The following is a 23,251-nucleotide window of genomic DNA, read 5'->3' on the forward strand; positions in this document are numbered from 1 at the left end:
CAGTCTGCGAACGCGACGCAGCAGCCGGAACCCCAGCTATCTGGGGTCTTTCCCAGCAGTACGTCGAAGTCGGGACGGCGTTCAACGGCGACGAGAAAGCTCTCAGGGCCAATCCAGGGCCGACAGCCGCGAGCAGCGGCGACCCTGTCCGCGAAGCCAACAGACGCCCGATCCTCGGCACGCCGCCGACCCACTGGACCGATTGCGACCGGCTGACCTTGGACGAGCAGCTTGGCTGTTTCGGCCCGACCCTGCGTTCCTGTTCAGCATGCTGGTGGCCAGGGCCGAGCGCGGCAAGCGTCGGATGCTTCGGAGGGTGCCTCCGGATGTTCGCCGCATGACAGCCACGTAGGCTGAGAAGGGCCGATCTGCGGAGTGCCGTCTCGGGTAGCCCGGGATGCCGACCGCGAAATTCCGCTGGCGCAGAAGCCCGGGGTTGGTGCGAGCAAGTGCTGCACACGGCAGGCGATTCAACCCGCCGGAATCGCAGGGGGAACCGAATCAAAGGATCCACCATGACGAACGCGAATGCTGAACTGATCGGACAGGGGTATCGTGCCTTCGCCGAAGGCGACATCCCCGCTGTCCTTGAGCTCTTTGATCCCGACATCACCTGGCATGTTCCGGGGCACAGCCCGCTGTCCGGTGACTACCACGGCCCCGAGGGGGTCTTGAAGTTCTTCGGCCTGTGCATGGAGCTCTCCGGCGGAACTCTCAAGGTCCCGGCCGACGAGATCCTCGCCGACGGAGAACGCGTCGTCGTGCTCAGCAACGTGTCAGCCGAGCGCCACGGGCAGTCCTGGTCCTCCCCGGAGGTCCACGTCTGGCGTGTCGTTGCCGGGCGGGCCGTGGAGTTCCGCGAGTTCCAGGGCGACGAGGAAGCCGAGGACGCTTTCTGGTCCTCGTGAATCGCCGCCGCCCGCAGGAGCGAAGGGCCAGGCCCGGCAGTCACACGGACTGCTCGGGGTGAGAAGATCTGGCGCTGGGTGTGGTCAGGATGTCACGACGTTAAAGGCCGGGTAAATCTTCGGCTGGACCTCCGGTGCACCGACCTCCTTGAGCATGGGCATGAGGACTTCGCCGAACTTTCGGAAGGCTTCCTCTGACTCCCAGACGTCCACGACGAGCCAGCCGTTCGGCGTGGGGGCGGCCGCGTGAGAGATGAGGCCTGGGACGGGCCAGTCGGACACCTTCTTGACGCCCCCGTGCCCGCCGGTGATTTGGTTGGTGCCCTGCTCGTACATGGCCTGGGTCATGCCGGGCGCATCGAAGACGGCGATGATCGCCATGGTGGCTCTCCTGTGTCAGGGTGGGATTGGACGAGCCCCAGTCGAGCACGCAGCCGGTCCCGTCGCGCGCTGGTCTACGACGGACGAGTGACCCGAGCTGGGGCGCGATCTCTGGCCCGTGCGACTTCCTAGTTCGGCCCGCCAAGGGCTATCCGGCAGCAGTCCGCGGTGGCGGCGTGGGGGACGGGGAATCCGGTGTCAAACTGCCGGGGCGCGTCGCCGATTCGGTGGCTCGTCCCTGGATGCCGCCGTTGAGGCTCCATCAGCCCTGTGCGAATGGATGGTCCGCGAGGCTCGGACGGCGCTGCCCTGTGAGAGCGCTTGCTGCGTATTTCAGTGGTTGGCGGCAGTGGTGAGTGAGGAACGAAGAGGCCCGCCCGGCTCTCCTGTCTGGGCGGGCCTCTCGGGCATGCGGGCCGCCCCCGCGCTCGGCCCGCATGCGTGGAAAGCCCCGGCCGAGCACGACGGCCGGGGCGACCTCGGCTCATGGAGCCAAGGTCCTACGTGATGCTCGCTGAGGCAGGTGACCGCGGGTACCACTGGCCGGTGGGATCTGCCCCGCCGACCGGCGGAGATGAGACCTGGCCCCGCACCAACCTCTTTGCGCCCCGTGACACAGTCCGGTCCCATGAACCCCAGGGCCAACGCGCTGGCCGACGCCCCACCGCGCCGTTTGGCTCGGCGAACAGTCGGCTCAGCTGTCCGCGCCGGCTACGCCTGGGGCGATGAAGCGGCGGTGAAGGGGCCGGAAGCTGGTCTCCGGTTCCCCTTCGATGCCGGCCTCCTTGACCGCGGCGGCGAGCCGGTCGGCAAAGAACCGCTCGAAGTCTGCCTGCGACTGCCACACGTCGGTCACGTGCAGCGCGCCGCCCTCGAACGAGGCGACGTGGAGGAACGCGCCAGCGGGCGTGTCCTGCTCCCAGCGGACCATGTCGCGCACCGAGTCGTACTGCTCGGGTGTGACGCCGGCCCAGCGCATCGTCATCACGACAGCCATATCGATGATCTTCCTTCCATGTTGAGGTCCCCCTTGGACAGCAGATAGCAACAGGTGGGGTGCGGCACGCCGGGCGAATGCCTTCGCGCGAGAACGCTGTATGTCGCTCGGGCCGCCCGTCGCGCCGGGGGCGACGTCGGGCAACGTGCCGCGGCGGCAACCGGGGCCTAGGCTGAGGGAGTGAGGTTCGAGTGCCGTACCGCTCGCACCAACCGGGAGGTCCCGTGCGCGGCCTGGCCTCACCGCCGACCTCGACACCCGCGTCGGGTCGATCCCAATTCGTGCTGCGCGATCGCGACAGCAAGTACACCGAGGCCTTCGACGCCGTCTTCGAGGCCGAAGACATCGATGTGCTGCTCAGCGCACCCCGAGCGCCGCGGATGAACGCCTACTGCGAGCGCGTCATCGGCACGATCCGCCGCGAGGTGCTCGACCATGTTCTGGTCATGAACGAGGCCCACGCCCGACGCGTCCTCGCCGAGTACCAGGACCACTACAACGCCCACCGACCGCACCGATCACGAGACCAACGGCCACCCGAAGCCGCGCACCAGCAGCCGGACCTGCCTGCAGGTGAGCCGGGCAAGCTCCTGCGGACGCGCATCCTCGGCGGAGTCATCAACCAGTATCGGTACGTGGCTTGAGCCATGGCGATGACTTTTCGAGCCCCACAGGGTCGGGGCCCGAACCACTCCTCGGTCCGTTCACCGCACTGTTGGAGAACGAGAGCCTGGCCCCGCAATCGGGCTACCTGGGCGAGATCACGGACATGCTGACCCGTCTCGACGCCGGGCTGTCCACTCGGCACCGGGCCCGGCTGCGCCGGGGCGTCACGGAATTCGCGGAGGGCTGCCTAACCGAGGCCCGCCTACGCGCCGGCTTGGCGCGGCCTGGGCCGCCCTTGGCGTCTCCAATCTGGGACAGGCCGGGACCGTCGGGCCCGGGGAGTGGGAACGAGTGCGGCTGCAGCCTTATCTGACGGAGCGGATGCTCCGGCTGTCCCCGGCGCTCGCCCCTGGGGGCGAGCGCGGTGCAGTACGGCGAGCGGCTGGACGGCTCCGCTACCCGCGCGGGCTCGCGGGCGGCGCGATCTCCTGGCCGGGCCGGATCCTGGGCGTCGCGGACGCGTACCAGTCGTTGATCGAGCCGCGCCCGCACCGGGTGGCGCTCCAGGCGGCGCAGGCCGCTGCGCAGCTGCACGCCGAGGTCGCCGCCGGACGCCTGGACGGAGAGGCGGTCGCCGCGGTCCTCGCGGCCGCGGCGACCGCAGGCCGCGGCGCGGCGCCGGGCCCGCTGGCCTGGCCACCCGTGAGATCGATGTGCTGCGGTTGCTGGCTCGTGGCTGCTCCAGCAAGGAGATCGCCGTACGGCTGGTGGTCTCGCCCAAGAGCGCGCGCAACCACATCGAGCACATCTACGCCAAGATCGGGACCTCTAGCCGGGCCTCGGCCTGCCTCTTCGCGCTGCAGAACGGTCTGCTCTGAGAGCGGGGGACGGCTCCGTGAACGACGGCGCCGAAGATGGGGCATCCGCCCCATGTGCCGGGCACGGCGCGGGCCTAGCGTCGAGGCAGAACGTCGGACCGTGAATCGAGGCAGTCATGGGTGTCAGAAGCACACTGTTCGCGGTGACCTACGACCGGATGATGGCCAAGGCCGAGCGGCAGGGCCTGAGCGATCTGCGTCGCCGGCTGATCGCCGAGGCGGGCGGCCGGGTGCTCGAGATCGGCGGCGGCACCGGGGCCAACCTCGCCCTCTACGGCGAGGGCGTCGAGTCGCTGACGGTCACCGAGCCCGAGCCGGCGATGGTCCGCCGGCTGGAGCGGCACGTCGCGGAGCGGGCTCCGCGCACCACGGTCCTGCGGGCCCCGGCCGAGGACCTTCCGTTCGAGGACGACAGCCTCGACGTCGGCCAGGGCCACGACGGTCCTTGTGCCGTGGATCGGCCTCCGGAGCAGGCGTGATTGTGCTGTCGCGGTCCAGTTGGTCGCCCCTGAGCCGGCACTCGCGCCCGCCGGGGCGGGCCCTGAGGCGGGCTCGGGGGCGGGCTGCGGCGGCAGGGGGCGGTCGGGGACCGCGGCTGCCCGGGCCGGCTCGCGAACCTCACCGTGATCGTGGACGTCAACCGCCTGGGACAGCGCGGACCCACCGAGCTCGGCTGGGACCTGGACGCATACGCCGGCCGCGTCGAGGCCTTCGGGTGCCGCGCCCTCATCGTGGACGGCCACGACCTGGCCGCCGTCGACGAGGCCATGACCGCCGCCCAACAGGCACAGGGCCCGACCGTCATTCTGGCCCGCACAGTCAAGGGCCGAGGCGTACGTGAGGTGGAGGACGCCGAGGGCTGGCACGGCAAACCGCTGCCCGCCGAGATGGCCGACCGCGCCATCCAAGAGCTCGGCGGCCCACGGCATCTGACCGTGTCCGGCCCACAGCCGCCCGCCGCCGGACCGCGATCCGGACAGCCGGCGCACCACCCCGTCCAGTCCAGGGACCGCGGTTCGAGACCGGGCAGAGCATCGCGACCCGGTCCGCGTTCGGCCAGGCCCTGGTCGCCCTGGGCGCCGCCCGCCCGGACGTCGTCGTGCTGGACGCCGAGGTCGGCAACTCCACCCACACCGAGGAGTTCGGGCAGGCCTACCCTGGCCGGTTCTTCCAGTCCTACATCGCCGAGCAGCAGATGGTCGCCACCGCCGTAGGTATGGCCGTGCGCGGCTACCGCCCCTACGCCACCACCTTCGCGGCCTTCCTGACCCGTGCGCATGACTTCATCCGCATGGCGGCCGTCTCCCATGTCGCGATGGCGCTGTGCGGCACCCACTGCGGGGTGGAGATCGGCCAGGACGGACCATCGCAGATGGGCCTGGAAGACCTGGCCATGATGCGCTCCGTCCACGGCTCCACGGTCCTGTACCCCAGCGACGCGACCAGCACCGCCGCGCTCACTATGGCCATGGCCGACCTGGACGGCGTCTCGTACCTGCGCACCACCCGCGGCGCGTACCCCGTCCTGTATCCGCCTGGTGAACAGTTCCCGATCGCCGGATCCAAGACCCTGCGCAGCAGCGAGAGGGACCAGGTCACCCTCCTCGGGGCGGGAGTGACCGTCCACGAATGCCTCAAGGCCGCCGACGCACTCGCCAGCCAGGGCATCACCGCGCGCGTCATCGACCTGTACAGCGTCAAACCCCTGGACGCCGAGACGCTGTTGCGGGCCGCACGGGAGACCGGCGCCTTCGTCGTGGCAGAGGACCACCACCCAGAGGGCGGCCTGGGCGAGGGGGTCCAGTCCGTGCTCGCGGCTGTGGGCAGCAACCCCACCGTCGCGCACCTGGCCGTCCGTAACCTGCCCGGATCCGGCACCCCGGACGAACTCCTCGCCGCTGCCGGCATCGGCGCCGACAGCATCACCCGCGCGGCCGCCGGCCTGGTCATCGCGCAAGGACGCGGGCTGTGAACGCGGCAACCATTCAGGGGTCCGTCGAGGAAGCCGTCCGGGACCTCCTCCTGCAGAGTCGTTGAATCCGGGCCGGACGTCCGAAATTCGACGAGATGGCGCCTGGCCCCCTGGCGAGGATCCCGCCGCCCTGGGCCTACCCAGAGCCGATTCGTAGACCTACCAGCGCTCGAACAGGGGGGCCTTGATAGCGAAGCCGACCGGAATCTCCAGGCCGGCGAAAGAGCTGGGGTGCTCCTGCAGGGAGCCGGGTCGCGTCAGGCAGATGGCCGCGCGAGGATGGCAACAAGGGGGTTCCGTCCGCCGTGCTTGCGTGAGCGGATCATCCGCTAGCTAGACGTCCGATGAGGGGTGACGAGGTGTCCACCGACGCGATCGTGCTGTTGAAGGAAGACCACAAGGAGATCCGGAAACTGTTCCGGGCCTTCAAGGCCACCGGTCCGGACGCACACGCGACCCGGGCCAACCTGACCGACAAGATCCTCGAAGCGCTGACCGTGCACACCTACGTCGAGAACGAGGTGATGTACCCGCGGGTGAGCGAGCTCGTGCCAGAGCTTCGGGCAGAGATCCTGGAATCGTTCGAGGAGCACCACGTCGCCGACGTGCTGTGCCAGGAGCTCGCTTTGATGAGCCCGGAGAACGAGCGCTACGACGCCAAGACGTTCGTCCTCATCGAGGCCGTCAGCCGCCACATCGAAGAGGAGGAGGACGACTGGTTCCCCAAGGTCCGCGCCGCGCTCGGCCGCAAGGAGCTCCAGGACATCGGCGCCCAGCTGCTGGACGCCCGCGCCAGGGCACCGCACCGGCCCGAGCAGCCCGGCGTTCTCAGGAAGGCCGCCGACGCGCTCCTTGGATGATCACACCCCGCCTCGGGCCGCGCTCCTCGCCCCTACCGTCAACGACCGCGCAACGCACGCCGGGCGCCTGCCGCAGCGGGCTCTCTTCGCCGCCACCGTGCGCGACGATTCAACGTTGGTGAGAACCGGTGGCGGCGCGCGAGGTCAGCGCGACCAGCAGCCTGGCGACGGCGGGTCCGGCGCAGGCGGGTGGCACAGCTTGGCGCCGGGAGGTACAAGTCCGGCAGTCGCGGGAACGCGGCTTCGGCGCCCGATGCGCGCGGACGAAGTCGACTCCCCGGCCGCCTGGGCGGCGGGACGCGCATACGCCTGTATGCTCTCGCGTATGGCTACTCGTACGCGGACCACTGTCACGCTGCCGGATGATCTGCTGGCCCACGCCCGAAGCGCGTCGGGCGGCAACCTGTCGGCGTACATCGAGCAGGCGCTGCGCGCCCAGCAACTGCGCGACGCCGCCCCCGTCGTACAGGCCTGGCGGGGAGATCGGGGCGTCGCGGACGTGGAGGAGTTCTCCGACCTGTTCGGCGAGGACGTCGCGTGACCGGTTTGGCCCGCGGCCAGGTCTGGCGCGTCCAGCTGGCGACCAAGACCCGCGCCGTGGTCGTCGTCGAGTCGAACGCCGCCCTGGACGCTCTGCCCGGCACCGCAGTCTGCATGATGATCGACGAGACCCTGGGCGCGCCGGACACCGTGGTGACCATCCCCATGACGCACCCCGTTCGCGGCGCCGCCGTCTCGGTCGACCTCACCGCGCTGACTGACAAGCGGCTTCAGGCCGGGGAGCTCTTGGGCGTGGTCGACGCCGCGACCATGGAACGCATTTCCGCGGCGCTGCGGGTGACGCTCGACCTGACCTGATGCCGGCGAACCCGAGTCCTTGCCTGGTGAGCCCCCTGTCCGGGCTGCTGTTGTGGCAGGGCGTCCGCTACAGCAGTCCGCCGAGCGGCAGGACGCGCTCGGTGAGCCGGCCGGGCAGGCGGCCGTCGCGGGCAGTGGCGTCGGTGAGCCAGTCGGCGGCGACCAACACGTCGACGTGTTCGGCGATCCCGTCCTCGGGGAGGGCGCAGAACGCTGCGGCCTGGGCGAGGCCGAGTCCGCTGCCCTGGTCGCGGCCGAGGTGCCCGTCGGGGCGCGTGTGGGCGGCGGTGTACAGGGCCAGGAGCTTTGTCTGGACGCCGGCCTTCTTCTTGCGCATCTTCCGGTCGCCGACAACCTTCTGGGCCCAGCCGGAGATCTTGGAGCGGGTGGCCTTGCCAAAGCCGAGCAGCCGGGGCTGGTCGGGCAGCAGCGAGGGGACGGTGAGCGCGGCCGGGTCCTCCGGCCGGGAGGCCATCACCTCCTGCACCGTGCCGGGCAGGCGCAGCCAGTCGGTGTCGACCATCTGGTCCAGAACCTGCGCCGCGTCACCGCCGAGCCAGCCCGCCAGGTCCTGGCCATTGACGTTGCCGGCGCCGGCGCGTGCCGCGCGCAGGGCGAGCAGGAGCACCGCAAGGCGCACCTCAGGCTGCGGGCCGGGGGCGTGGGCGGCGGCGTAGTCCAGGACGTCGCGCGCGTGGGCTGCCTGGCCTGCGGTCAGCAGGCGCTCCACCACCGGCCCGTCGACGGCCACGGCACCCGCCGCGTCTGCGGTACCTGCCAGCGCGCGGGGGCCGGCGCCCTGGCGGTGGGTCTCCTGCGCCGCCTTCTGCGCGCGCTGTGATTCCTGGCGCAGTGCGTCATCGCCGGTGACGTCAGCCCATGAGTTGAACGCGCGCGCCCTGCGCTCGAGGAGAGTGGCAAGGACCGAGAGGTCGGGACGGCCGACCTGGTAAGCGCGGAAGGCGTCCCCGAGTTCGATCAACTCGTCCCGCAGGACCGTGGGCTGAAGGCCGGCCGGCACGGTCCACTGCCCGACCTTGCCCCACTGCCGCTGCCCGTTCCTTCGCGACACCCGTGCGGTGGCGGTGCGCGCCTGCGGGATGAGCGGCGTGGTGTCCGGGGACGGATCGCCACCCGCCGAGGCGGGATTGGCGCCGGAGAAGAGCGCCGTCACGGGCACTTCGCCTTCCGCAGGCGGCCCTGCCGGCGTATGTCCGCTGCCGACGGTGGCTGGCCGCGCCGGCGGTGGGGCGGCATCCAGGACCTGGGTGTCGGGGGTGGCAGCGGCGCAGCGTGAGCACGTCGCCGCGATCCGCCAGAACCTGCCCGCGCGGTCCGCGTACCCGATCAGCACCACCGGGCCCCCGCACTTGCCCGTCCCCGTCGATGTGGGGGCCGCTGGCCTGCCGTGGGCTCCGGCGATCGGGTCGGGGGTGTGCCACGCACACCCGGCGGAGCGGCAGGCACACCACGCCTCGCCGTTCGGGCCGCCACCCGCGCGGATCCGGGCGAGGTGCTGCTTGACGTGGCCGACGGCTTTGCGTCCGGCGCTCGCGCCGTGAGGAATGCGCTGATCTGGGCAGGTGGGGCGGGAGCAGGTGAGCTTGACCTGCCCGGCGGACGGGCGCCCGTAGGCTCCCGGATCATCCACACCCGTCCCTTGACGCGCTGGGTCTGCCGGCTGCCCGTCTCTGCCGTCATGCGCACTTTCCCCAGTTCCTTGATCCGTCACCCATGGGCTTCCCATCATCGGGGATCGGGTCGCGCAGTCCGGGTAGACACGATCGGCTTTGCACTGACGGACCTGGACGACAGCCGCGCCGTCAACGCCATGACCACCTGGCTGGACTGAGCCACCCGGACCGCGAAGCCTGGCCGGGTAGGTGACAGCGGGGTCTCGGCTTGTCGGCGCTGTTGTCTGCCAGAACCGACGCGTCGGGTTCGAGGACCGACCGGGGGCGTCTGTCTCCGGCGTCGCGGGTGGGCGCTTGGGGGCGGGGTAGCCGCGAGGCAGTTCCGGGACCGCGATGGCCCCGAGCCTTTCCTCAGGAGGAGGCGCTGATGTCTCTCCGGCACCCTGCCGAGCGTGCGGACGGAGGTCACGGTGCTTTCGAGCGCACCGCTGAGGCGGCCTCGAACTTCACCAGCTCGCCCGTCTTTCTGCTCGTGTGTCTGCTTCTGGTGGCGGCCTTCGTCGCGGTCCACGCCGCTGGGCTCTCGCTCGGCTGGCAATTGCTCGCCGGAGACCTGATGACCGCCGTCACCCTCCTGCTGCTCGCCCTGCTCAAGAACACGGAGCGCCGCGCCGAACACGCCATCCAGCGCAAACTCGACGCGATCGCAGCCGCGCTCCTGGAGCGGGGCAGTGGACACACCGACAAGTCCGTCGAGTCTTTGGAGGAGGCGATTCGCATGGAGGAGGACTCGTGAACCGCCCCCGGGAACCACTGGGGCAGGGAGACGTGCTCAGGTGCCAGTGTTCTCGCCAGTAACTATCCGGCCGGCGGTGCCGCTTGGCTCATACCCACACCTGGGGTCCGCCACCGATCCACTTCACCATGTCGTCGGCCTCCAGGTCCAACTCGTCCAGACCCGCGCGGCGGCACAAATCTGCGACGTCCGCCAGCTCGTACGCCTTGCCGACCTCCTCACCGAGGATGTCGACGCGCCGGTACGGGCCCGCCATGGGCTCGGTCTCCACACCGTGCACGACCACGTGTGCGTGATGACCTGGGTTTGACTCACTCATGTCCCAGGTTCGTTCCCGCCCGCGCCCAGCGCATCCCCACCCGACCAGGCCGCAGCCCTGCACGGTGCCTTTCGCCTCCGCCAGCGGATGAGAAGGCCCGCTTCGTGAGGGTGGTGAACGCCGCCAGGAGGGTGACGCCGGTGGCGAGCCAGGCGGCGTTGTCGCCCAGTCGCCCTGAGTGCGGGCGGCGCAACGGCACGATCAGGCGTCGTGTGCCGGCTGCGGCGAGGTCGCGCGGGCGGTGAACGGGGATACCGGGCAGGGCCAGGTCCCCGGAGTGCGATCGCGGCGAGGGCCACCGCGAAGAGCGTGGACAGCACTCCAAGCGCGGTGCCTTCGCCGGTCCACCTGGCCGCCGTGGCGGGTGCGGGCGGGTCGGCGGGCCCGGCTGCCGCCAGGTAGTCGGCTGGGTCGGTGAACAGCTCGCCCGCGCGGGTGAGGGGCGGACCAACGCCTGGCCGCGGAGCTTGGGGATCTTCGGGTGCCCCTCGCCGTTCCTGCCCAGCAAGATCACATAGCCGCCCGGTCGCACCTCGCCTGCAAAGAGCCGGCAGGGAGCTCCGCCCAGACAGCTTTGCCGGAGCGGCAGGGCACCCAGCCCCAGGCGGTCGACAGACGGTCGATGATGTAAAGGCCGTGACCGCTCGTGCGTTCCGGCAGGTGCGGCCGCACCTGCCGCGGCGGCAGGGGACTGACGTCGGTGACGGTCAGGCACAGCGCGCCGCTTCGCGGTTCGATGTCGATCGCGGTCGCGCCGCCGCCATGACGCTCGGCGTTGCTGAGCAGTTCGGCGGCGACGAGGAGCACGTCGACTGCCTGCTCCTCATCACCCCCCAGCGCCTCTGTTCCTACCTGCCACTCGGACACGGCCCGGCGCACGAAGTCGATCCCTTCGGCGACACGCTCGTGGCCCTCATGCCATTCGATGTCCGAGAAGGCGAGGTGGCGATGCCCCGGTGAGGGCGCGGTCGCCCGCGCGCGGCTCATGGCGCTCTCCCTGTGCGTCCGTGCTCCAGGCCGCGAGGCTTCAGATCCAATGACGCAGTGCCGGCGCTCGCGGCCTGCCAGTCGGGGTAGACCGGGAACAGCGAGGCGGCGTCGGTGAGTTCGAGCAGTCTCCTGACGCGTGCGCTGGGCGCCACGAGCGCGAGCGTTCCTCCACGGCTGTGGCATTGTGCGCGCAGTGACAGGAGCAGCGCGAGACCGGCTGAGTCGCAGAAGTGGACACCCGCCATGTCGATGCAGAGCACGGGCGGAGGCCTCGTGAGGGCGTCGTTGACCGCGGTTTGGACGATTGATCGCGTATGCAGATCAAGGTCGCCGTTCAGCAGGCACAGGACGGTGCCGGCGGTTTCGTGGACGTCGGCCTTCAGCCGAGGTCCCGCGTGCAATCCGGCAAGAGAGGTGGGAAATTCGACGTCACGCACGGAAAACCTCCCCTGCGGTCTGTTCGTCGTCCGGGCCCGGGGTCGCAGGTGAGCGCCTCCTGGGCCGTCCGGTGGCCTTGTCCATGCCAGCCGCCTCCGATCGTCGATGTCTTGGGGCGGATACCCCGACGCCCGACCTGAAACGGTCCCGTGCGAAGTCGTCTCGAGGTGCGGCTGGGGGACAGCGGGCCGAAGGGCCAGCAGCAACGCCGATGACAGCATCGATCGAGGAGATGTCTGCCAGCGGGAGTGGTCGGCGGGAGCGCCGAGGACGTCGCGCCGTGCGTGTCCCCGGCTGACCACCGCCCTGGTCTTAGCTGCGTGTCAGAGGACCCGCGCGTGACGCGGCTGAGTCGCTCTCAGGGGCGGCTCACCACCGGTACCAGCGTCGGCGTCCGCCTCCCACTCCTTCTCCCGCTCGGAAGAGGAAGCCGAGGAGCCACAGGGCGAGGACTGCTAGTGCGACCCACCACAGCACATGTACGGCAAACCCGGCGCCACCCAGGATCAGGGCCAGCAACAGAACAAGAATCACGACAACCATGAGATATCAACCTCCTAGGCGCGCGTCTGCCCCTCGTCGACGCGTCCATGCACGCGACCCGCGCGCCGGCGTCGTCACCGTCCGCGCCGAAACCAGAGGGAATGGACCGAGCTGGATCCGGCGCGCACGCCGTGACGCGCTCCGCCACGGGCCGTGCTCTGGCTATCGGCGCCCAGTCCGTCCTCCGAGGATGGCTTTCGGCCCTCGAAGACCCGTCACCTCACTGCGCAACCATCCGCTGCGACCGGTCCTGGTTCAAGGAAGAGGCGGTCGCTTCAAGTTGTCCCGGCGATCTGAAAAACGTATGCGATGGAGCACATATGACGGTCAGTGCGGTATGCGAAGAACGGTTCGCCGGAGGCTACTTAGTGGCGATGAGGCCGGAAGCTGGTGGGCAAGCCGACGGCGTGGCCGGTGTAGCCGAATTCACGCGGCAGCCGGGCCTGGACCCGCCCTGGTCCAACCCGAAGGGTCGCGGTGAGCGACCGTACGGTGTCCAAGGCCCGGCCGGACCGCTCCTGGGGCCGCGGCATCGGTGGTGAGGGTAGAACGCCGACCACGGGGCAGACGCTCACGGATGAACCCGATCCTGGGAGGAGAGGAGAATCCATGAGCGCGGGAAAGAAGATCAAGCACACGGCAACGACGGCGAAGGGCAAGGCCAAGGAGGCGGCAGGCAAGGCCGTCGGCAACGAGCGGCTGGTCGCCAAGGGAAAGGGCGAGCAGATCAAGGGGGACGTCGCGCAGGCCGGCCAGAAGGCCAAGGACGCCTTCGAGCACTGAGGCCCCACCGGGTCGGCACCGCCATCTCCACGCGGGGAAGGCGGTGCCGACGCGCGCAACTACCCGGCAAGCGGTCACGCACAGTCATTCGCGTGCGGCGCCTTCGGGACCGAGCCCGAACGTCCCGCCAGCAGGACGGATCCAGAGCAACGTGACCTGGCCGCAGTCGTCGGCGCCGGCTACGTTCCGACCAGTCCGGCCGCGGGGAGGTGGATGAGCGTGCGCCCGGGACTGCTGGGGCAGCTGATGCAGGCCGCCGGGCGGCCGCCGCCCGCGTGGATGCCAGGGCACCGGGCCAGGCCTCCACCCTCCACCCCGCCGATAGCGGTCTCTAGCCTGCGCGTTTCATCTGGGGTCGCGTCCGGATCGTGATCGGAAAAGCGAAAGCGCCTTCTGAGCTGCAACGATGAGGCTTATCTAAGGTCCCAGTCGTTCGAGCGGAAAGGCACTTTCTGCGTGCAGACCACCCTGTCGCGCCCCAGCTCGTCGTCGGCGCCGACAGGCATGGGGTGGTCAGCCACGCCGGCTCACGTCACTTGGCGGGGTGTCATACTGCGCGCGTGGCGGAGAACGTGAACACAGATGAGATCGCCGGCGCGCGAGTTTTGGAGTCCCTCCTGGAGGCTCTTGTCGCGTGGCCGGACCTCGGAATCAGGGCGCGCCTCAGCGTCGAGCAGTGGAGCAGCCTCACTGCGGACGAAGCGAAGGCCTACCAGGATGTCAGCATCTCCGCCGTCCGCAGCGTTGCCGGTGGACGGGCGGTTTCTGACCAGATCCGGGCACTCGGGCGGTTGCACTACGAGCCGTCCGTCTCGACATTGATCGGGCTGTGGGAGCAGTGCCCGGTCCAACCGGTCGCGGTGGCTGCCGCCCATGCACTGTTCGAGATCGGGACCGCCGAGGCCCGCGACACGCTGCGGAAGGGGATCCACGATCACGATCACCTCGGCCGGTTCATGGCCCTGAAGGTCATGTTCACCGACGAGGGGGCGGCCTGGGACAACGTCAGCCACCTGTTCGCCGACGAGTGTCTGACTGGTGCGCCCGGTCAGATCGCTGCCGTCGAGGCTCTCGGGCTCCTGTCACCATGGAGCTTCTCCCAGTCCGGTCCCGAATGGCACTCCGAGGATCTCCGCAACCTGGTGTCCCGGGATCGCCGCTGGCTTGACCTCTGCGTGGGCCTCCGCGACCACGAGGTCCTGGGCGGGCAGGCCCGCGAGGTGCTCAAGTATGCCGATCCTGCTGTCACCGGCCCAGCGCTGGACGCAGCCAGAGCGGCGCGCGCGACGCAGCCTCGGTCTGCCCGCCCGCAGTGGCGGGCGGGGGATCTCGTTGCGCGCTATGCGAACGGGGACCACCAGGGCGTTTGGCGCGAGCTCGGCACCCTCGATCACCTGGACGGCTCGCAGCGCGCCGAGGCCGAGCAGGTGGCCGCCATGACCATGGAGCGTGTTCGACGAAACGCTCACAGCCTCGCCGGCGCTCTCATAGCCCGCGGCTGGCCGGTCACCCTGGACCAGGCGCTGCCGGGACCCGCTCCGGACGTCGAGGACCACCTGAGGCACCTGGAACAGATCACAGGCTCGCCGGCGCCACTGGCCCTGGCCGCCTACTGGCGCATCGTCGGAACAATCGACCTCGTTCCGCGAGAGACGTGGAACGCCCCCTTTCCGCCCGGCGTGCCAGAACAGCTTGCCGTCGCCGACCCGTTGGAAATCCTCGACCTCACCACCGCGTGGTTCTCGGTCGACGAGTGGCAGGACGAGTCTGCAGACGTGCACCCCGAAATCGCCGGCCCGCTGGAACTGACCATTGCCGCCGACTACCTCCACAAGGCGAACATCAGCGGCGGGGCCCCATACTCCGTCTGGCTTCCGCACACAGGCGCCGATCCGCTCGTCCGTGAAGAAGAACATTTCCTGAGCTTCACTGACTACTTGCGGAGGGCGTTCGCGGGTAAGGGCTTCCTCCGGCTCGACCGGCAGGACGAATGGGTAGCCCACGGTCTCACCCGCGACCACCTGGCCGAGCTGACCGGCTGGCTGGAGAGCGTCGAATACGAGCACACGGGCTTCTGACGCGTCCGGATCATGATCGGAAAAGCGAAAGTGCCTTCTGAGCTGCGACGATGAGGCTTGTCTAGGGTCTCGATCGTTCCAGAGGGAAGGCACTTTCTGCGTGCTCACTACCCGGTCTCGCCCCAGGCTCGTCGTCACTGCCGATGGGAACGGGGTGGTCAGCCACGCCGGCTCGCGGCTGCTCGCGGATCTGGCCGATGCCACCTCGCTGACCAGTGCCCTTTCCGACGCTCTGTGCCGGCTGCGGCCGCGCGGGACCGGGCACGATCCCGGCCGTGTCGCGGTGGACCTGGCGGTGATGCTCGCCGACGGTGGCGAAGCGATCGCCGACCTGGCTGTGCTGCGCGACCGGCGCGAGGTGTTCGGTCCCGTCGCTTCCACCCCGACCGCCTGGCGGGTGCTGGCCGGCATCGACGAGGCGGCTCTGAACGCACTGCGGGCGGCCAGGGCCCAGGCCCGCGAGGTCGCGTGGCTGCAGGCCGACGAGACCGGACGCGCGATCCCCGCATCCCGCGCCGGAGGGCGTGAACTGCCGGGCCTGGTCCTGGACATCGACGCGACCCTGGTCACCTGCCACTCGGAGAAGGAACAGGCCGCGGCAACCTACAAGCGCGGCTTCGGCTACCACCCGCTGCTCTGCTTCCTCGACAACACCGGCGAGGCCCTCGCCGGTCTCCTGCGGGCGGGAAACGCCGGAGCGAACACCGCGGCCGACCACATCACCGTCCTGGACCAGGCTCTCGCGCAGATCCCCGACGCCCACCGCCACGGCACCCCGATTCTGATCCGCGCCGACAGTGCGGGCGGCGCGCAGGCCTTCCTCGCCCACCTGCGTGGGCTGCGGCAGCGCGGGATCCGCACCACCTTCTCCGTCGGACACGCCGTCACCGAACCGGTCCGCAAGGCCATCCGGGTCCTGCCCGACCAGGTCTGGCACCCCGCCCTGGAACAGGACGGGACCCTGCGCTCAGGTGCCGAGGTCGCCGAGCTGACCGGCCTGGTCGACCTCAGCGGATATCCGGACGGCACCCGCATCATCGTCCGCCGCGAGCGCCCGCACCCGGGCGCCCAGCTGTCCCTGTTCGACCAGAACGAAGGCATGCGCCACCAGGTCTTCCTCACCGGCACGCCCGTCGCCGGCACCGGCTCGCTCCAGCACCTGGAGGTCCGCCACCGGGTCCACGCCCGGGTCGAGGACCACATCCGCTGCGGCAAGACCACCGGCTTCGGGCGCTTCCCCTCCCGCCGCTTCGCGATCAACCAGGCCTGGCTGGAGCTCTCCCTGACCGCGATCGACCTGCTCGCGTGGACCAGGAGCCTTCTGCTGGACGGGGAGTTGGCCACCGCCGAGCCCAAGAGGCTGCGCTACCGCGTGCTGCACGCCGCCGCCCGGATCACCCGCGGAGCCCGCCGCCTCCACCTGCGGATCGCCGCCACCTGGCCCTGGCGCCACGAACTGACCACGGCGTTCCGCCGTCTGGCGGCGCTGCCCCGACCGGCCACGTGACCGTCGACTCGCCGCTGACCACCCACGACCCGAGGACCCAGGAGCACCCGGCCACAGCGCCGGGCCTTCGGCATGCCGACCATCCGACCGCAGCCCCAGGACCTCCAGCACACGGATCACACCAGATCAGCCGAGGTGAACCGAAACAGCGAGGCTAGTCGGCGACGAGGGATTTCAGAGCGGATGCCAGGCTGGGGTGGCGGGGGAACAGCGGTGCGGTGTCGGTGATCTCCAGAACCCGCGCGGTGTTGGCGGGCGGCGCGGCCAGGTGGACGGTGACCTGGTGCTCTGTGGCTGCGGCGCGCAGGCGCAGCAGGGCGTTGAGGGCGGTGGAGTCGAAGAAGGTGACGTCGGCGAGGTCGACGACGACGGCCCTGAGCGCGTCCAGGGGTGCGTCGAACGCGAGGGCGTCGCGGGCGCCCATGTCCAGGTCGCCGGTCAGCCGATAGACCAGGACGTCGTCGCCGACGAGCTCTTTCGAGCACCCGGCAGCATGCTCCTCGCGGTCGGGCGGATCGTCCATCGGCTTACGCTCTCTTCTGCGTCGTGGAGGGTCTCGGTGGGCAGAGGTACAGGGGCTGTCCGCGTCTCCGGTGTTCGGCCGGCCGAGCCCGGCCGGCTTGGAGCGGGTCAACGCTCGGATGGGGCCGGGAGCGCGGCAAGGAGCGCGGACGTCGCCCCGGCCTGCCGTGGCGCGGGCGGAGCCTTGTGCGGGTAAGGGGCGTTCGGCCACTGTGCGGCGATCTCCTGCAGTCGCTCCCACAGGGCCTGGGCGCGTTCCCGTTCGGCCGCAAGCCCCCGGGGTGCGGGATGCTGGTCGGCGAGTTGGAGGTAGGCCTCGATGCCGAGAATGGCCTGCTCGACGGTGCGGTGAAGACCGCCGCGTCCGGGCGTCCCCGTGACGGGGAGCGCGCGGGCGCCGAGGTGCCTGCGCAGAAACCGGGCGAGGAGGTCGAGTTCGTCCCTGGTCATCGTGGCACTTCCTCCGGGACGCGTGCGCATGCGGATGGGAACATGCGGACGGTTTGCTATTGGTCCCAGGCTCTGCCCCTGTTTGCGAGCCTGTCAAGCATTGCACGAAAGAATTGTCAGTCTTTACGAAGCCTGAAACGCTGGTCGTACGATGGTGGGCATGGAGCAAGTGCCCGGTCCCCGCGCCACCTGGACGTTCCTGACCAACCACGCGAGGGTGCTGGTGCAGATCTCTCGCGATCCAGGGATCCGGGTCCGCGACATAGCGGCCCGCTGCCTGCTGACCGAACGTGCCGTCCAGCGGATCATCACTGACCTGGAAGACGGGGGTTACCTGACCCACACCCGGGTCGGGCGCACCAACCACTACCAGGTCACGGCTTCAAGCCCACTGCGGCACCCCGCTGACGCCGGCCCCCGGGTCGCCGACCTCCTCGCGCTCCTGACCCCGCACGAACCGGCCACGGCCGGGCTTGCGGACGGCGTACCCGCCGTTGAGGACGGCAGCGATTCCTGACGCTTGTCCGGTGTGACAGCGGCTGTCGAGCCGGTCTCCGTATGGCCTGGCGGTCGTCATGGCGCGGCGGGGCTTGCCAGCCGACCGACGCTATCGAGCGATTGCATCTCGCAACGGCTCCGGCCATGGATGTGCTGCTGGGAGCTGCTCCTGTTGGGTGCGGGTCACGTCGTCGTTTCTCACATGGATGGGCGCCGGTGGGGCCGGGCGCAGAGCGGTCCCTCTTCATCCGGCCGGAGCGTCGCGGGGTCTTGACGTCATCGGTGGGGGCGTGGGTGTCGTCGGGCCCGAGCGGTGAACCGGCTGTTGACGTGCTGCTCGGGGCGTCGCTCTTCCTGTCGGGCGATGCTGTCCAGGACCTGCCGGTCGGACCGGGTGAGGGGCGGCTGGAGGAGGGAGCGGGGCCACAGGCGGCGCTCGGCGACGACGTTCACCTCAGCGGCGTAGACGGTCAGCTGGGCGCCGAGGTAGATCCACCACAGCAGGCCCAGGACGGTCCCGAACAGCCCGTAGACCGCGGTGGCGTGACGCAGTTGGTGGGCCACGAGGATCCCGCCGAAGGCCTGCAGGGCGGTCCAGGCCGGCCCGGCGATCAGGCAGCCCGGGACCAGGCACCGCCACCGGATCTCCCGCGGGGTCAGGATGCGGAAGCAGGCGAGGTACAGCCCGGTGTTCACCAGCGCCGAGGCCGCGAGCCCGCCGATGGTGACTGCGGGCCCGGCGCTGATGGAGGCCACGACGCCGGTCGCGGTGGAAGAGGCGAGCAGCCCGATCCCGAGCACGGCGATCAGCGCGACCGAGCGCTCGAGGCGCGGCAAGTATCCTGGGCGTTTCACGCCGGGGATGTTCCAGACCTGCGCCATCGCGAACTGCAACGTCTGGGCGATCCCGAGCGACCCGTACAGCAGCCCCAGCGATCCCAGCACCACTGCCGGCACGCTCCCGCCCAGGGAGTGCACGTTGCTGTGCAGTTGGTCGCCGATGACGGGGAAGTCCGCCAGCGCGGAGTTGAGCAGGCGCTGCTGCAGCCCGGGGTCCCCGTGCAGGGTGTAGCCGAGCACGGTGGTGAGCAACAGCAGCAACGGGAACAGGGCGGCGAACCCGTAGTAGGCGATTAGCGCCGAGAGTTGCCCGCCGCGGTCGTCGCCGAACTTCTTCACCACCCCGAACGCGAACCCCGCCCCGGTATGCCGCTGCTGCCAGCGGTCCACACCCCGCAGCGCCCGCTCCACCTTGTTCACCGCCACTCCTTCCATACTGTCCGGCGCGATTCCGGAGGCTGCCCGGGACGGGCGACCGGCGGTTCGTCGCCGGCCGTCCGCCTTACGTCTCTCAGCGGTCAGAGCGCTGCGACGCCGGGGTGCCACCGCTCGCGGTGGCCGGGGTCGCGGGCCAGCCGCCACACTGCGAGCGCGAGCCCCACCACCGCGGCGGCGCCCAGTGCAACCGGCCAGCGCCGGCGCGTCGGCGACGGCTTCGCCCGGGCCGTGAGGCTTCCGGCCGTACGCCGCGCGCCCGCAGTCACTTCCTGGGCCGACCCGCGCACCTGAGAGGCGGTGTCCCTGATGTGGCCCGCGGCCGAGCGGGCCGATTCCGCGGCGTGCCCGGTGTGGGCTCTCGCGGCCTCGACCGCGCCGACGGCAGCGTGCGTGGCGTCTTGCAGACGCGTCTGGGCGAGGGTGTGCTTGCGCACGAGTGTCCCCTTTCCTGAAAGCTGCGCTTGGTCGACGAGCGTCTATCCCAAATCGGCGCTTTCTACGCGAATGACTCACCAACGGTCGATCGGCCAGACGCCTGTCCACGTCGGCGGCGGTTCTTGGAGTTGCTGTGGGTATGAGCGGACGGGCTGCCCCGGTGAGAGCCGAAGCAGCCCGTCCGTCGACTTACTTCCTACCGGCGTGTTCGTCTCCGGGAGCGGTCGGCTGGTTGGCTTCAGGCCGCGACGCGCATGGGGCCGCGACGCCGGCGACGGCGCAGCGCAGCAGCACGTTCGTTCTCGCTGAGTCCGCCCCACACCCCGTAGGGCTCTCGGGCGGCCAGCGCGTACGCGCGGCACCTCGCAATGACGGGGCACTCGGCGCAGACGCGCTTCGCGGCCCTTTCCCGGTCTTCGAAGTCCCGGCCGCGTTCACCTGCCGGGTGGAAGAAGAGCCGGGCCTCCTGCCGTGCGCACGCGGCCTTCTCCTGCCACGACCACGCCGATTCCATCGGCCCGGGCAGTTCCGGCTTGCGTCCCATCAGTTATCCCTCCTCGCCTTCATCCCTGTGTCATCGCCTCGCATCCGCGATGGGGCGGGCTGGTCATGTGAAGAGACCGGGCGAGGTGCTACAGGGGCCAGGGGGCGTAGTAGGAGCCGATCTTCTGCTGGTATTCGAGGTCGTCGTCGTGCTTGTCGCGGTCGAACTCGGGGGCGTTCTTGATCTCGTCTTTGCCGCGGTCGACGTACACAACTCGGTCGAGGGGGTCGATCCTGACGATCGTGCCGACGGGCAGCAGCACACGCTTGCCGAAGATCCAGACGCCGGTGTCGACGGCGATGCGGCCGGCGTCGGCCTCGTCGGTGTGCTTGTCGACCTTCCCGATCCTGCCGTCGGTCGCCTCCACCTCGAACCCGGCGAGGTTCATGCCCGGCTGGTAGCCGGTGCCCTGACGGTAGGTCCAGATGCTGCTCTCCACGCGCACTCCTCCTTCGGGACGTGAACGCGGGCGCTGTTCTGCGCCCGTAGGCAGCGCCTGCCCCACGAGGCGGTTTCCACACCCCGCCGTGTGCGGAACGCTGGGACGCGGGTGAACCCACGGACACGCAGCAGCACCCGGGGAGCCTGTCCGTCCCGCGATGATTCAGTGCGCTTCGGGAGTCGCGGGGGTGGTGGAGTAGCTGCGGGCGCGCGGGGCACACGCGGGGCATGCCAAGGAACATGCACATGGAGCGTGAGATCACATTCGACGGGGCGCTCGTCCAGGACCTGACCGACGCCCGGCCCCGCGAGGTGGCGCAGTCCACCGACGGCGGGACGCAGGTGCTGGACGCGGTCTACTTCGACACCCCGGACCACGGACTGCTCCGGCGGGGTGTGACACTGCGCCGCCGGGCAGGCGGCCAGGACCAGGGCTGGCATCTGAAGATCCCCGGCGAGCACGGCGGGCGGCGCGAGTTCGGCTGGCCGCTCGACGCGGGGTCGACCGAGCAGGTGCCCGAGGGCCCGGGAAACCTCGCACGTGCATATGCACGCGGCCAGACCCTGCGCCCGGTGGCCCACCTCCTGACGCACCGGCGGCGCCGGGTCTGGCTCGACGCGGACTCCCATCCGCTCGCCGAAGTGGCCGCCGACCACGTCGCCGCCCGCGTCCTGGACGGCCATCTCGGCCGCGGTGCGCCCGCGGCCGAACTGAGCACGTGGGACGAAACGGAGATCGAGCTGACCGGCGGCGGCCCAGGCCTCCTGGACGACACGGCCAGTCACCTGGCCGAACGGGGGATCTTCCCGGCCGAACACGGCATCAAGCTCGCCCGGGCATTGCACTGCGCCGGGCTGGACACCCGCCCGGCGCCGCCCGCTGACCTCGCCGGCGCCGGGAAGACGGCCAGAGCGGTGGTCACCGCCCTGCGGGAACTGACGGACCACCTCACCAGCCTCGACCCAGCCGTCCGCCTCGACGAGGAAGACGCCGTACACCAGATGCGCGTCACCGCCCGCCGGCTCCGCAGCCTCCTGCGCGCATGCGAGCGCCTCTTCGGCGGCCACATGGCCGGCGACCTGGCCGCGGACCTGCGCTGGCTCGGACACCAGCTCGGCGCCTACCGCGAACCCGAGGCACTCCGCGCACGCCTTACGGCCCAGGCTCGGGAACTTCCTGCCGACTGCACACCAGGAGAAGCCGAACGCAAGCTGCGCAAGGTCCTCGGCAGGCGGTGCCGCCACGCCCACCGTGTATTGGTGGCCGCGATGTCCTCGCGCCGTTACTACACGCTCCTGGACCGTCTGGAGTCCTTCGTCGCCGACCCGCCTCTGGCCGCCGGCCAGCACCCGGGTCGCGCCCGAGCCTCCAGGATTCTGCGGCGCGAGCGGCGCCGCGCCCGGCGGAGGCTGCGCACGGCCATCGGCCTGCCGCTGGGGCGGCGCCGCGATGAGGCTCTGCACCGCGCCCGCAAGGCGGCCAAGCGGACCCGCTACGTCGCCGACGCCCTCCAGCCCGTGCTCGGGTCGGCAGCCAAGCAGCAACAAGCCCGCTACAAGGAGATCCACAAGCGGCTCGGGCGGCATCAGGACGCCCGCAGCGCGGAGCAGGCGCTGGCCGAACTGGCGCATGCCGGAGGAACCCGCTCCAGCGAAGCCTTCGCGTTCGGAGTCCTGCGGGCGCGGCAGCGTGACAGCTCGGCGGCCGACATAGAGGCAGCACGACGCGCGGCCGGCCTGTGAGTGCTTCGGGCTGTCGGGCCGGACGTGCTGTTGCGGGAGGCTGCCGGAAGGGCCTGCCTCCTTGAGCAAGCGGTGCGGGGCTGCCTTTCCGGGGCGGCGCCGCCAGGGGTGCTGCCTCAGCGCGACGCTGCCGGGATGCTGTCGGGGTAGGTGCCGGTGACGAGGTAGACGACGCGCTCGGCGACGGAGACGGCGTGGTCGGCGAAGCGTTCGTAGAAGCGGCCGGCCAGGGCGACGTCGACCGCGTCTTCGACGCTGTGGTGCCAGCGGTCGTCCATGAGTTGGCGGAACAGGGCGCGGTGCAGGTCGTCCATCGCGTCGTCGTCGCCCTGAAGTTCCAGCGCGGTCTCGAGCGTCCGGGTGGCGATGACGTCGGCGGCCTTGGCCATCAGGCGCTGGGCGACGTTTCCCATCTCCCGCACGGTCGCGTACAGCTCGCCCGGGACGGCGTGGTCGGGGAAGCGGCGTCGGGCCAGTTTGGCCACGTTCAGGGCCAGGTCGCCGGAGCGTTCCAGTTCGGCGCTGATACGCAGCGCGGTCACCACGGTGCGCAGCTCGGTGGCGACCGGCTGCTGGCGCGCCAGGACGGCGATCGCGCGTTCCTCCAGGTCGCGCTGCTTCCGGTCGAGCCGGTCATCGGCGGCGATCACACTCTCGGCGAGCTGAAGGTCCGCGTCGAGCAGGGCTGTGGTGGCGCGGCCGATCGCCGAGGCCGCGAACCGGGCCATCTGCCCCAGGCCGCCGGTGATCGACTCGAGCTCCCCGTGGTGCACCTCGCGCATCGCGCCCCTT

At 70.5% G+C, this 23,251-nt stretch carries 28 protein-coding genes and 2 pseudogenes; 16 read left to right on the forward strand and 14 right to left on the reverse strand.

Features of this window, described 5'->3' with window-relative positions; translation table 11 throughout:
• Positions 1–341: hypothetical protein (locus tag TR49_RS45905; protein WP_236653598.1), on the forward strand; the 341-nt coding region annotated here is incomplete at its 5' end.
• Positions 342–515: 174 nt separating this feature from the next.
• On the forward strand, positions 516–908 hold the full coding sequence (locus TR49_RS30885) for a nuclear transport factor 2 family protein (protein ID WP_042387388.1): 393 nt from the start codon (positions 516–518) through the stop codon (positions 906–908).
• An 84-nt stretch (positions 909–992) separates the two neighbouring features.
• Here TR49_RS30885 and TR49_RS30890 read toward each other — a convergent pair whose 3' ends face one another.
• A complete protein-coding gene (locus tag TR49_RS30890) occupies positions 993–1,289 on the reverse strand; it encodes a hypothetical protein (RefSeq protein WP_042387389.1) in 297 nt (98 codons plus the stop codon).
• 694 nt (positions 1,290–1,983) lie between these two features.
• Positions 1,984–2,286 (reverse strand): hypothetical protein, encoded by a 303-nt coding sequence (locus TR49_RS30895; RefSeq protein WP_042387390.1) that lies wholly within the window; start codon positions 2,284–2,286, stop codon positions 1,984–1,986.
• Positions 2,287–2,510: 224 nt separating this feature from the next.
• On the opposite strand from TR49_RS30895, the gene TR49_RS30900 reads away from it, so the two are divergent.
• The 8 genes and pseudogenes from TR49_RS30900 (at position 2,511) to TR49_RS43165 (ending at position 7,460) form a co-directional block, all read left to right on the forward strand.
• The gene (locus tag TR49_RS30900; protein ID WP_369405348.1) at positions 2,511–2,930 is read left to right on the forward strand and encodes an integrase core domain-containing protein; all 420 of its coding nucleotides are present in this window, start codon (positions 2,511–2,513) and stop codon (positions 2,928–2,930) included.
• 343 nt (positions 2,931–3,273) lie between these two features.
• Positions 3,274–3,507 (forward strand): annotated as a pseudogene (locus TR49_RS46830) (HD domain-containing phosphohydrolase); the annotation flags it as partial.
• Between the two features lie 77 nt (positions 3,508–3,584).
• Positions 3,585–3,770, forward strand: a complete 186-nt coding sequence (locus TR49_RS46835) for a response regulator transcription factor (RefSeq protein ID WP_369405350.1) — start codon at positions 3,585–3,587, stop codon at positions 3,768–3,770.
• A gap of 116 nt (positions 3,771–3,886) precedes the next feature.
• Positions 3,887–4,249, forward strand: a complete 363-nt coding sequence (locus TR49_RS30910; protein WP_052434783.1) for a class I SAM-dependent methyltransferase — start codon at positions 3,887–3,889, stop codon at positions 4,247–4,249.
• Between the two features lie 129 nt (positions 4,250–4,378).
• Positions 4,379–5,742 (forward strand): annotated as a pseudogene (locus TR49_RS30915) (transketolase); the annotation flags it as partial.
• 359 nt (positions 5,743–6,101) lie between these two features.
• Entirely contained in the window at positions 6,102–6,602 is a 501-nt protein-coding gene (locus TR49_RS30920) for a hemerythrin domain-containing protein (RefSeq protein WP_042387392.1), read from the forward strand.
• A gap of 325 nt (positions 6,603–6,927) precedes the next feature.
• Complete coding sequence (locus tag TR49_RS30925) at positions 6,928–7,143, forward strand: type II toxin-antitoxin system CcdA family antitoxin (RefSeq protein WP_084725627.1); 216 nt, start codon at positions 6,928–6,930, stop codon at positions 7,141–7,143.
• Entirely contained in the window at positions 7,140–7,460 is a 321-nt protein-coding gene (locus tag TR49_RS43165) for a type II toxin-antitoxin system PemK/MazF family toxin (protein WP_152627535.1), read from the forward strand. Before TR49_RS30925 ends, TR49_RS43165 begins: the two co-directional genes overlap by 4 nt.
• Before the next feature lie 67 nt (positions 7,461–7,527).
• Here TR49_RS43165 and TR49_RS30935 read toward each other — a convergent pair whose 3' ends face one another.
• On the reverse strand, positions 7,528–8,634 hold the full coding sequence (locus TR49_RS30935) for a hypothetical protein (protein ID WP_236653599.1): 1,107 nt from the start codon (positions 8,632–8,634) through the stop codon (positions 7,528–7,530).
• 887 nt (positions 8,635–9,521) lie between these two features.
• On the opposite strand from TR49_RS30935, the gene TR49_RS30940 reads away from it, so the two are divergent.
• A complete protein-coding gene (locus tag TR49_RS30940; protein WP_042387395.1) occupies positions 9,522–9,890 on the forward strand; it encodes a low affinity iron permease family protein in 369 nt (122 codons plus the stop codon).
• Between the two features lie 88 nt (positions 9,891–9,978).
• On the opposite strand, the gene TR49_RS30945 is transcribed toward TR49_RS30940, so the two are convergent.
• From TR49_RS30945 to TR49_RS45910, 4 genes are all read right to left on the reverse strand, one after another.
• On the reverse strand, positions 9,979–10,209 hold the full coding sequence (locus TR49_RS30945) for a hypothetical protein (RefSeq protein ID WP_063770217.1): 231 nt from the start codon (positions 10,207–10,209) through the stop codon (positions 9,979–9,981).
• Between the two features lie 510 nt (positions 10,210–10,719).
• The gene (locus TR49_RS30950) at positions 10,720–11,196 is read right to left on the reverse strand and encodes an ATP-binding protein (RefSeq protein WP_052434784.1); all 477 of its coding nucleotides are present in this window, start codon (positions 11,194–11,196) and stop codon (positions 10,720–10,722) included.
• Positions 11,193–11,636: an STAS domain-containing protein gene (locus TR49_RS41865; protein ID WP_160311661.1), complete on the reverse strand. Its 444-nt coding sequence runs from the start codon at positions 11,634–11,636 to the stop codon at positions 11,193–11,195. The genes TR49_RS30950 and TR49_RS41865 overlap by 4 nt, the downstream gene beginning before the upstream one ends.
• 370 nt (positions 11,637–12,006) lie before the next feature.
• Positions 12,007–12,180 (reverse strand): hydrophobic protein, encoded by a 174-nt coding sequence (locus TR49_RS45910; protein ID WP_084725619.1) that lies wholly within the window; start codon positions 12,178–12,180, stop codon positions 12,007–12,009.
• 609 nt (positions 12,181–12,789) lie between these two features.
• Between TR49_RS45910 and TR49_RS30955 the strand changes: the two genes are divergently transcribed.
• The 3 genes from TR49_RS30955 (at position 12,790) to TR49_RS30965 (ending at position 16,548) form a co-directional block, all read left to right on the forward strand.
• Positions 12,790–12,963 (forward strand): CsbD family protein, encoded by a 174-nt coding sequence (locus TR49_RS30955; RefSeq protein WP_042387399.1) that lies wholly within the window; start codon positions 12,790–12,792, stop codon positions 12,961–12,963.
• 560 nt (positions 12,964–13,523) lie between these two features.
• Positions 13,524–15,041, forward strand: coding sequence for a hypothetical protein (locus TR49_RS30960; protein ID WP_042387401.1), 1,518 nt, complete (start codon positions 13,524–13,526; stop codon positions 15,039–15,041).
• A gap of 100 nt (positions 15,042–15,141) precedes the next feature.
• Positions 15,142–16,548: an IS1380 family transposase gene (locus TR49_RS30965; protein ID WP_042387403.1), complete on the forward strand. Its 1,407-nt coding sequence runs from the start codon at positions 15,142–15,144 to the stop codon at positions 16,546–16,548.
• A gap of 154 nt (positions 16,549–16,702) precedes the next feature.
• Here the strand turns inward: TR49_RS30965 and TR49_RS30970 are convergent, their stop codons facing one another.
• Positions 16,703–17,071 (reverse strand): STAS domain-containing protein, encoded by a 369-nt coding sequence (locus TR49_RS30970; RefSeq protein WP_052434785.1) that lies wholly within the window; start codon positions 17,069–17,071, stop codon positions 16,703–16,705.
• Positions 17,072–17,178: 107 nt separating this feature from the next.
• The gene (locus TR49_RS30975) at positions 17,179–17,520 is read right to left on the reverse strand and encodes a hypothetical protein (RefSeq protein ID WP_042387404.1); all 342 of its coding nucleotides are present in this window, start codon (positions 17,518–17,520) and stop codon (positions 17,179–17,181) included.
• 160 nt (positions 17,521–17,680) lie between these two features.
• Between TR49_RS30975 and TR49_RS30980 the strand changes: the two genes are divergently transcribed.
• Positions 17,681–18,037 carry a helix-turn-helix transcriptional regulator gene (locus TR49_RS30980; protein ID WP_042387478.1) on the forward strand — a complete coding sequence of 119 codons (357 nt, stop codon included), beginning with the start codon at positions 17,681–17,683 and terminating at the stop codon, positions 18,035–18,037.
• 257 nt (positions 18,038–18,294) lie between these two features.
• On the opposite strand, the gene TR49_RS30985 is transcribed toward TR49_RS30980, so the two are convergent.
• The 4 genes from TR49_RS30985 to TR49_RS31000 all read right to left on the reverse strand — a co-directional run bounded on the left by TR49_RS30985 (position 18,295) and on the right by TR49_RS31000 (position 20,714).
• Positions 18,295–19,278 carry a YihY/virulence factor BrkB family protein gene (locus tag TR49_RS30985; RefSeq protein ID WP_042387406.1) on the reverse strand — a complete coding sequence of 328 codons (984 nt, stop codon included), beginning with the start codon at positions 19,276–19,278 and terminating at the stop codon, positions 18,295–18,297.
• A 98-nt stretch (positions 19,279–19,376) separates the two neighbouring features.
• Positions 19,377–19,730 (reverse strand): hypothetical protein, encoded by a 354-nt coding sequence (locus TR49_RS30990; RefSeq protein WP_042387408.1) that lies wholly within the window; start codon positions 19,728–19,730, stop codon positions 19,377–19,379.
• Positions 19,731–19,969: 239 nt separating this feature from the next.
• Positions 19,970–20,275 carry a WhiB family transcriptional regulator gene (locus TR49_RS30995; RefSeq protein ID WP_042387409.1) on the reverse strand — a complete coding sequence of 102 codons (306 nt, stop codon included), beginning with the start codon at positions 20,273–20,275 and terminating at the stop codon, positions 19,970–19,972.
• Between the two features lie 88 nt (positions 20,276–20,363).
• Positions 20,364–20,714 (reverse strand): PRC-barrel domain-containing protein, encoded by a 351-nt coding sequence (locus TR49_RS31000; RefSeq protein WP_042387410.1) that lies wholly within the window; start codon positions 20,712–20,714, stop codon positions 20,364–20,366.
• A gap of 248 nt (positions 20,715–20,962) precedes the next feature.
• On the opposite strand from TR49_RS31000, the gene TR49_RS31005 reads away from it, so the two are divergent.
• Entirely contained in the window at positions 20,963–22,459 is a 1,497-nt protein-coding gene (locus TR49_RS31005) for a CYTH and CHAD domain-containing protein (RefSeq protein WP_052434786.1), read from the forward strand.
• Between the two features lie 116 nt (positions 22,460–22,575).
• On the opposite strand, the gene phoU is transcribed toward TR49_RS31005, so the two are convergent.
• Positions 22,576–23,241: a phosphate signaling complex protein PhoU gene (phoU, locus tag TR49_RS31010; protein WP_042387413.1), complete on the reverse strand. Its 666-nt coding sequence runs from the start codon at positions 23,239–23,241 to the stop codon at positions 22,576–22,578.
• Between the last annotated feature and the right edge of the window lie 10 nt (positions 23,242–23,251).

The organism is Streptacidiphilus melanogenes (assembly GCF_000787835.1).
GTDB classification, from domain to species: domain Bacteria; phylum Actinomycetota; class Actinomycetes; order Streptomycetales; family Streptomycetaceae; genus Streptacidiphilus; species Streptacidiphilus melanogenes.

Bases quoted from the DNA above. Each gene is read 5' to 3' on its own strand.
- TR49_RS30895 (WP_042387390.1), bottom strand. From the start codon at position 2,286: ATGGCTGTCGTGATGACGATGCGCTGGGCCGGCGTCACACCCGAGCAG.
- TR49_RS30950 (WP_052434784.1), bottom strand. From the start codon at position 11,196: ATGAGCCGCGCGCGGGCGACCGCGCCCTCACCGGGGCATCGCCACCTC.
- TR49_RS30995 (WP_042387409.1), bottom strand. From the start codon at position 20,275: ATGGGACGCAAGCCGGAACTGCCCGGGCCGATGGAATCGGCGTGGTCG.
- TR49_RS30945 (WP_063770217.1), bottom strand. From the start codon at position 10,209: ATGAGTGAGTCAAACCCAGGTCATCACGCACACGTGGTCGTGCACGGT.
- phoU (WP_042387413.1), bottom strand. From the start codon at position 23,241: ATGCGCGAGGTGCACCACGGGGAGCTCGAGTCGATCACCGGCGGCCTG.
- TR49_RS45910 (WP_084725619.1), bottom strand. From the start codon at position 12,180: ATGGTTGTCGTGATTCTTGTTCTGTTGCTGGCCCTGATCCTGGGTGGC.
- TR49_RS30955 (WP_042387399.1), top strand. From the start codon at position 12,790: ATGAGCGCGGGAAAGAAGATCAAGCACACGGCAACGACGGCGAAGGGC.
- TR49_RS30940 (WP_042387395.1), top strand. From the start codon at position 9,522: ATGTCTCTCCGGCACCCTGCCGAGCGTGCGGACGGAGGTCACGGTGCT.
- TR49_RS30975 (WP_042387404.1), bottom strand. From the start codon at position 17,520: ATGACCAGGGACGAACTCGACCTCCTCGCCCGGTTTCTGCGCAGGCAC.
- TR49_RS30980 (WP_042387478.1), top strand. From the start codon at position 17,681: ATGGAGCAAGTGCCCGGTCCCCGCGCCACCTGGACGTTCCTGACCAAC.
- TR49_RS30925 (WP_084725627.1), top strand. From the start codon at position 6,928: ATGGCTACTCGTACGCGGACCACTGTCACGCTGCCGGATGATCTGCTG.
- TR49_RS30890 (WP_042387389.1), bottom strand. From the start codon at position 1,289: ATGGCGATCATCGCCGTCTTCGATGCGCCCGGCATGACCCAGGCCATG.
- TR49_RS30910 (WP_052434783.1), top strand. From the start codon at position 3,887: ATGGGTGTCAGAAGCACACTGTTCGCGGTGACCTACGACCGGATGATG.
- TR49_RS30885 (WP_042387388.1), top strand. From the start codon at position 516: ATGACGAACGCGAATGCTGAACTGATCGGACAGGGGTATCGTGCCTTC.
- TR49_RS30970 (WP_052434785.1), bottom strand. From the start codon at position 17,071: ATGGACGATCCGCCCGACCGCGAGGAGCATGCTGCCGGGTGCTCGAAA.
- TR49_RS31005 (WP_052434786.1), top strand. From the start codon at position 20,963: ATGGAGCGTGAGATCACATTCGACGGGGCGCTCGTCCAGGACCTGACC.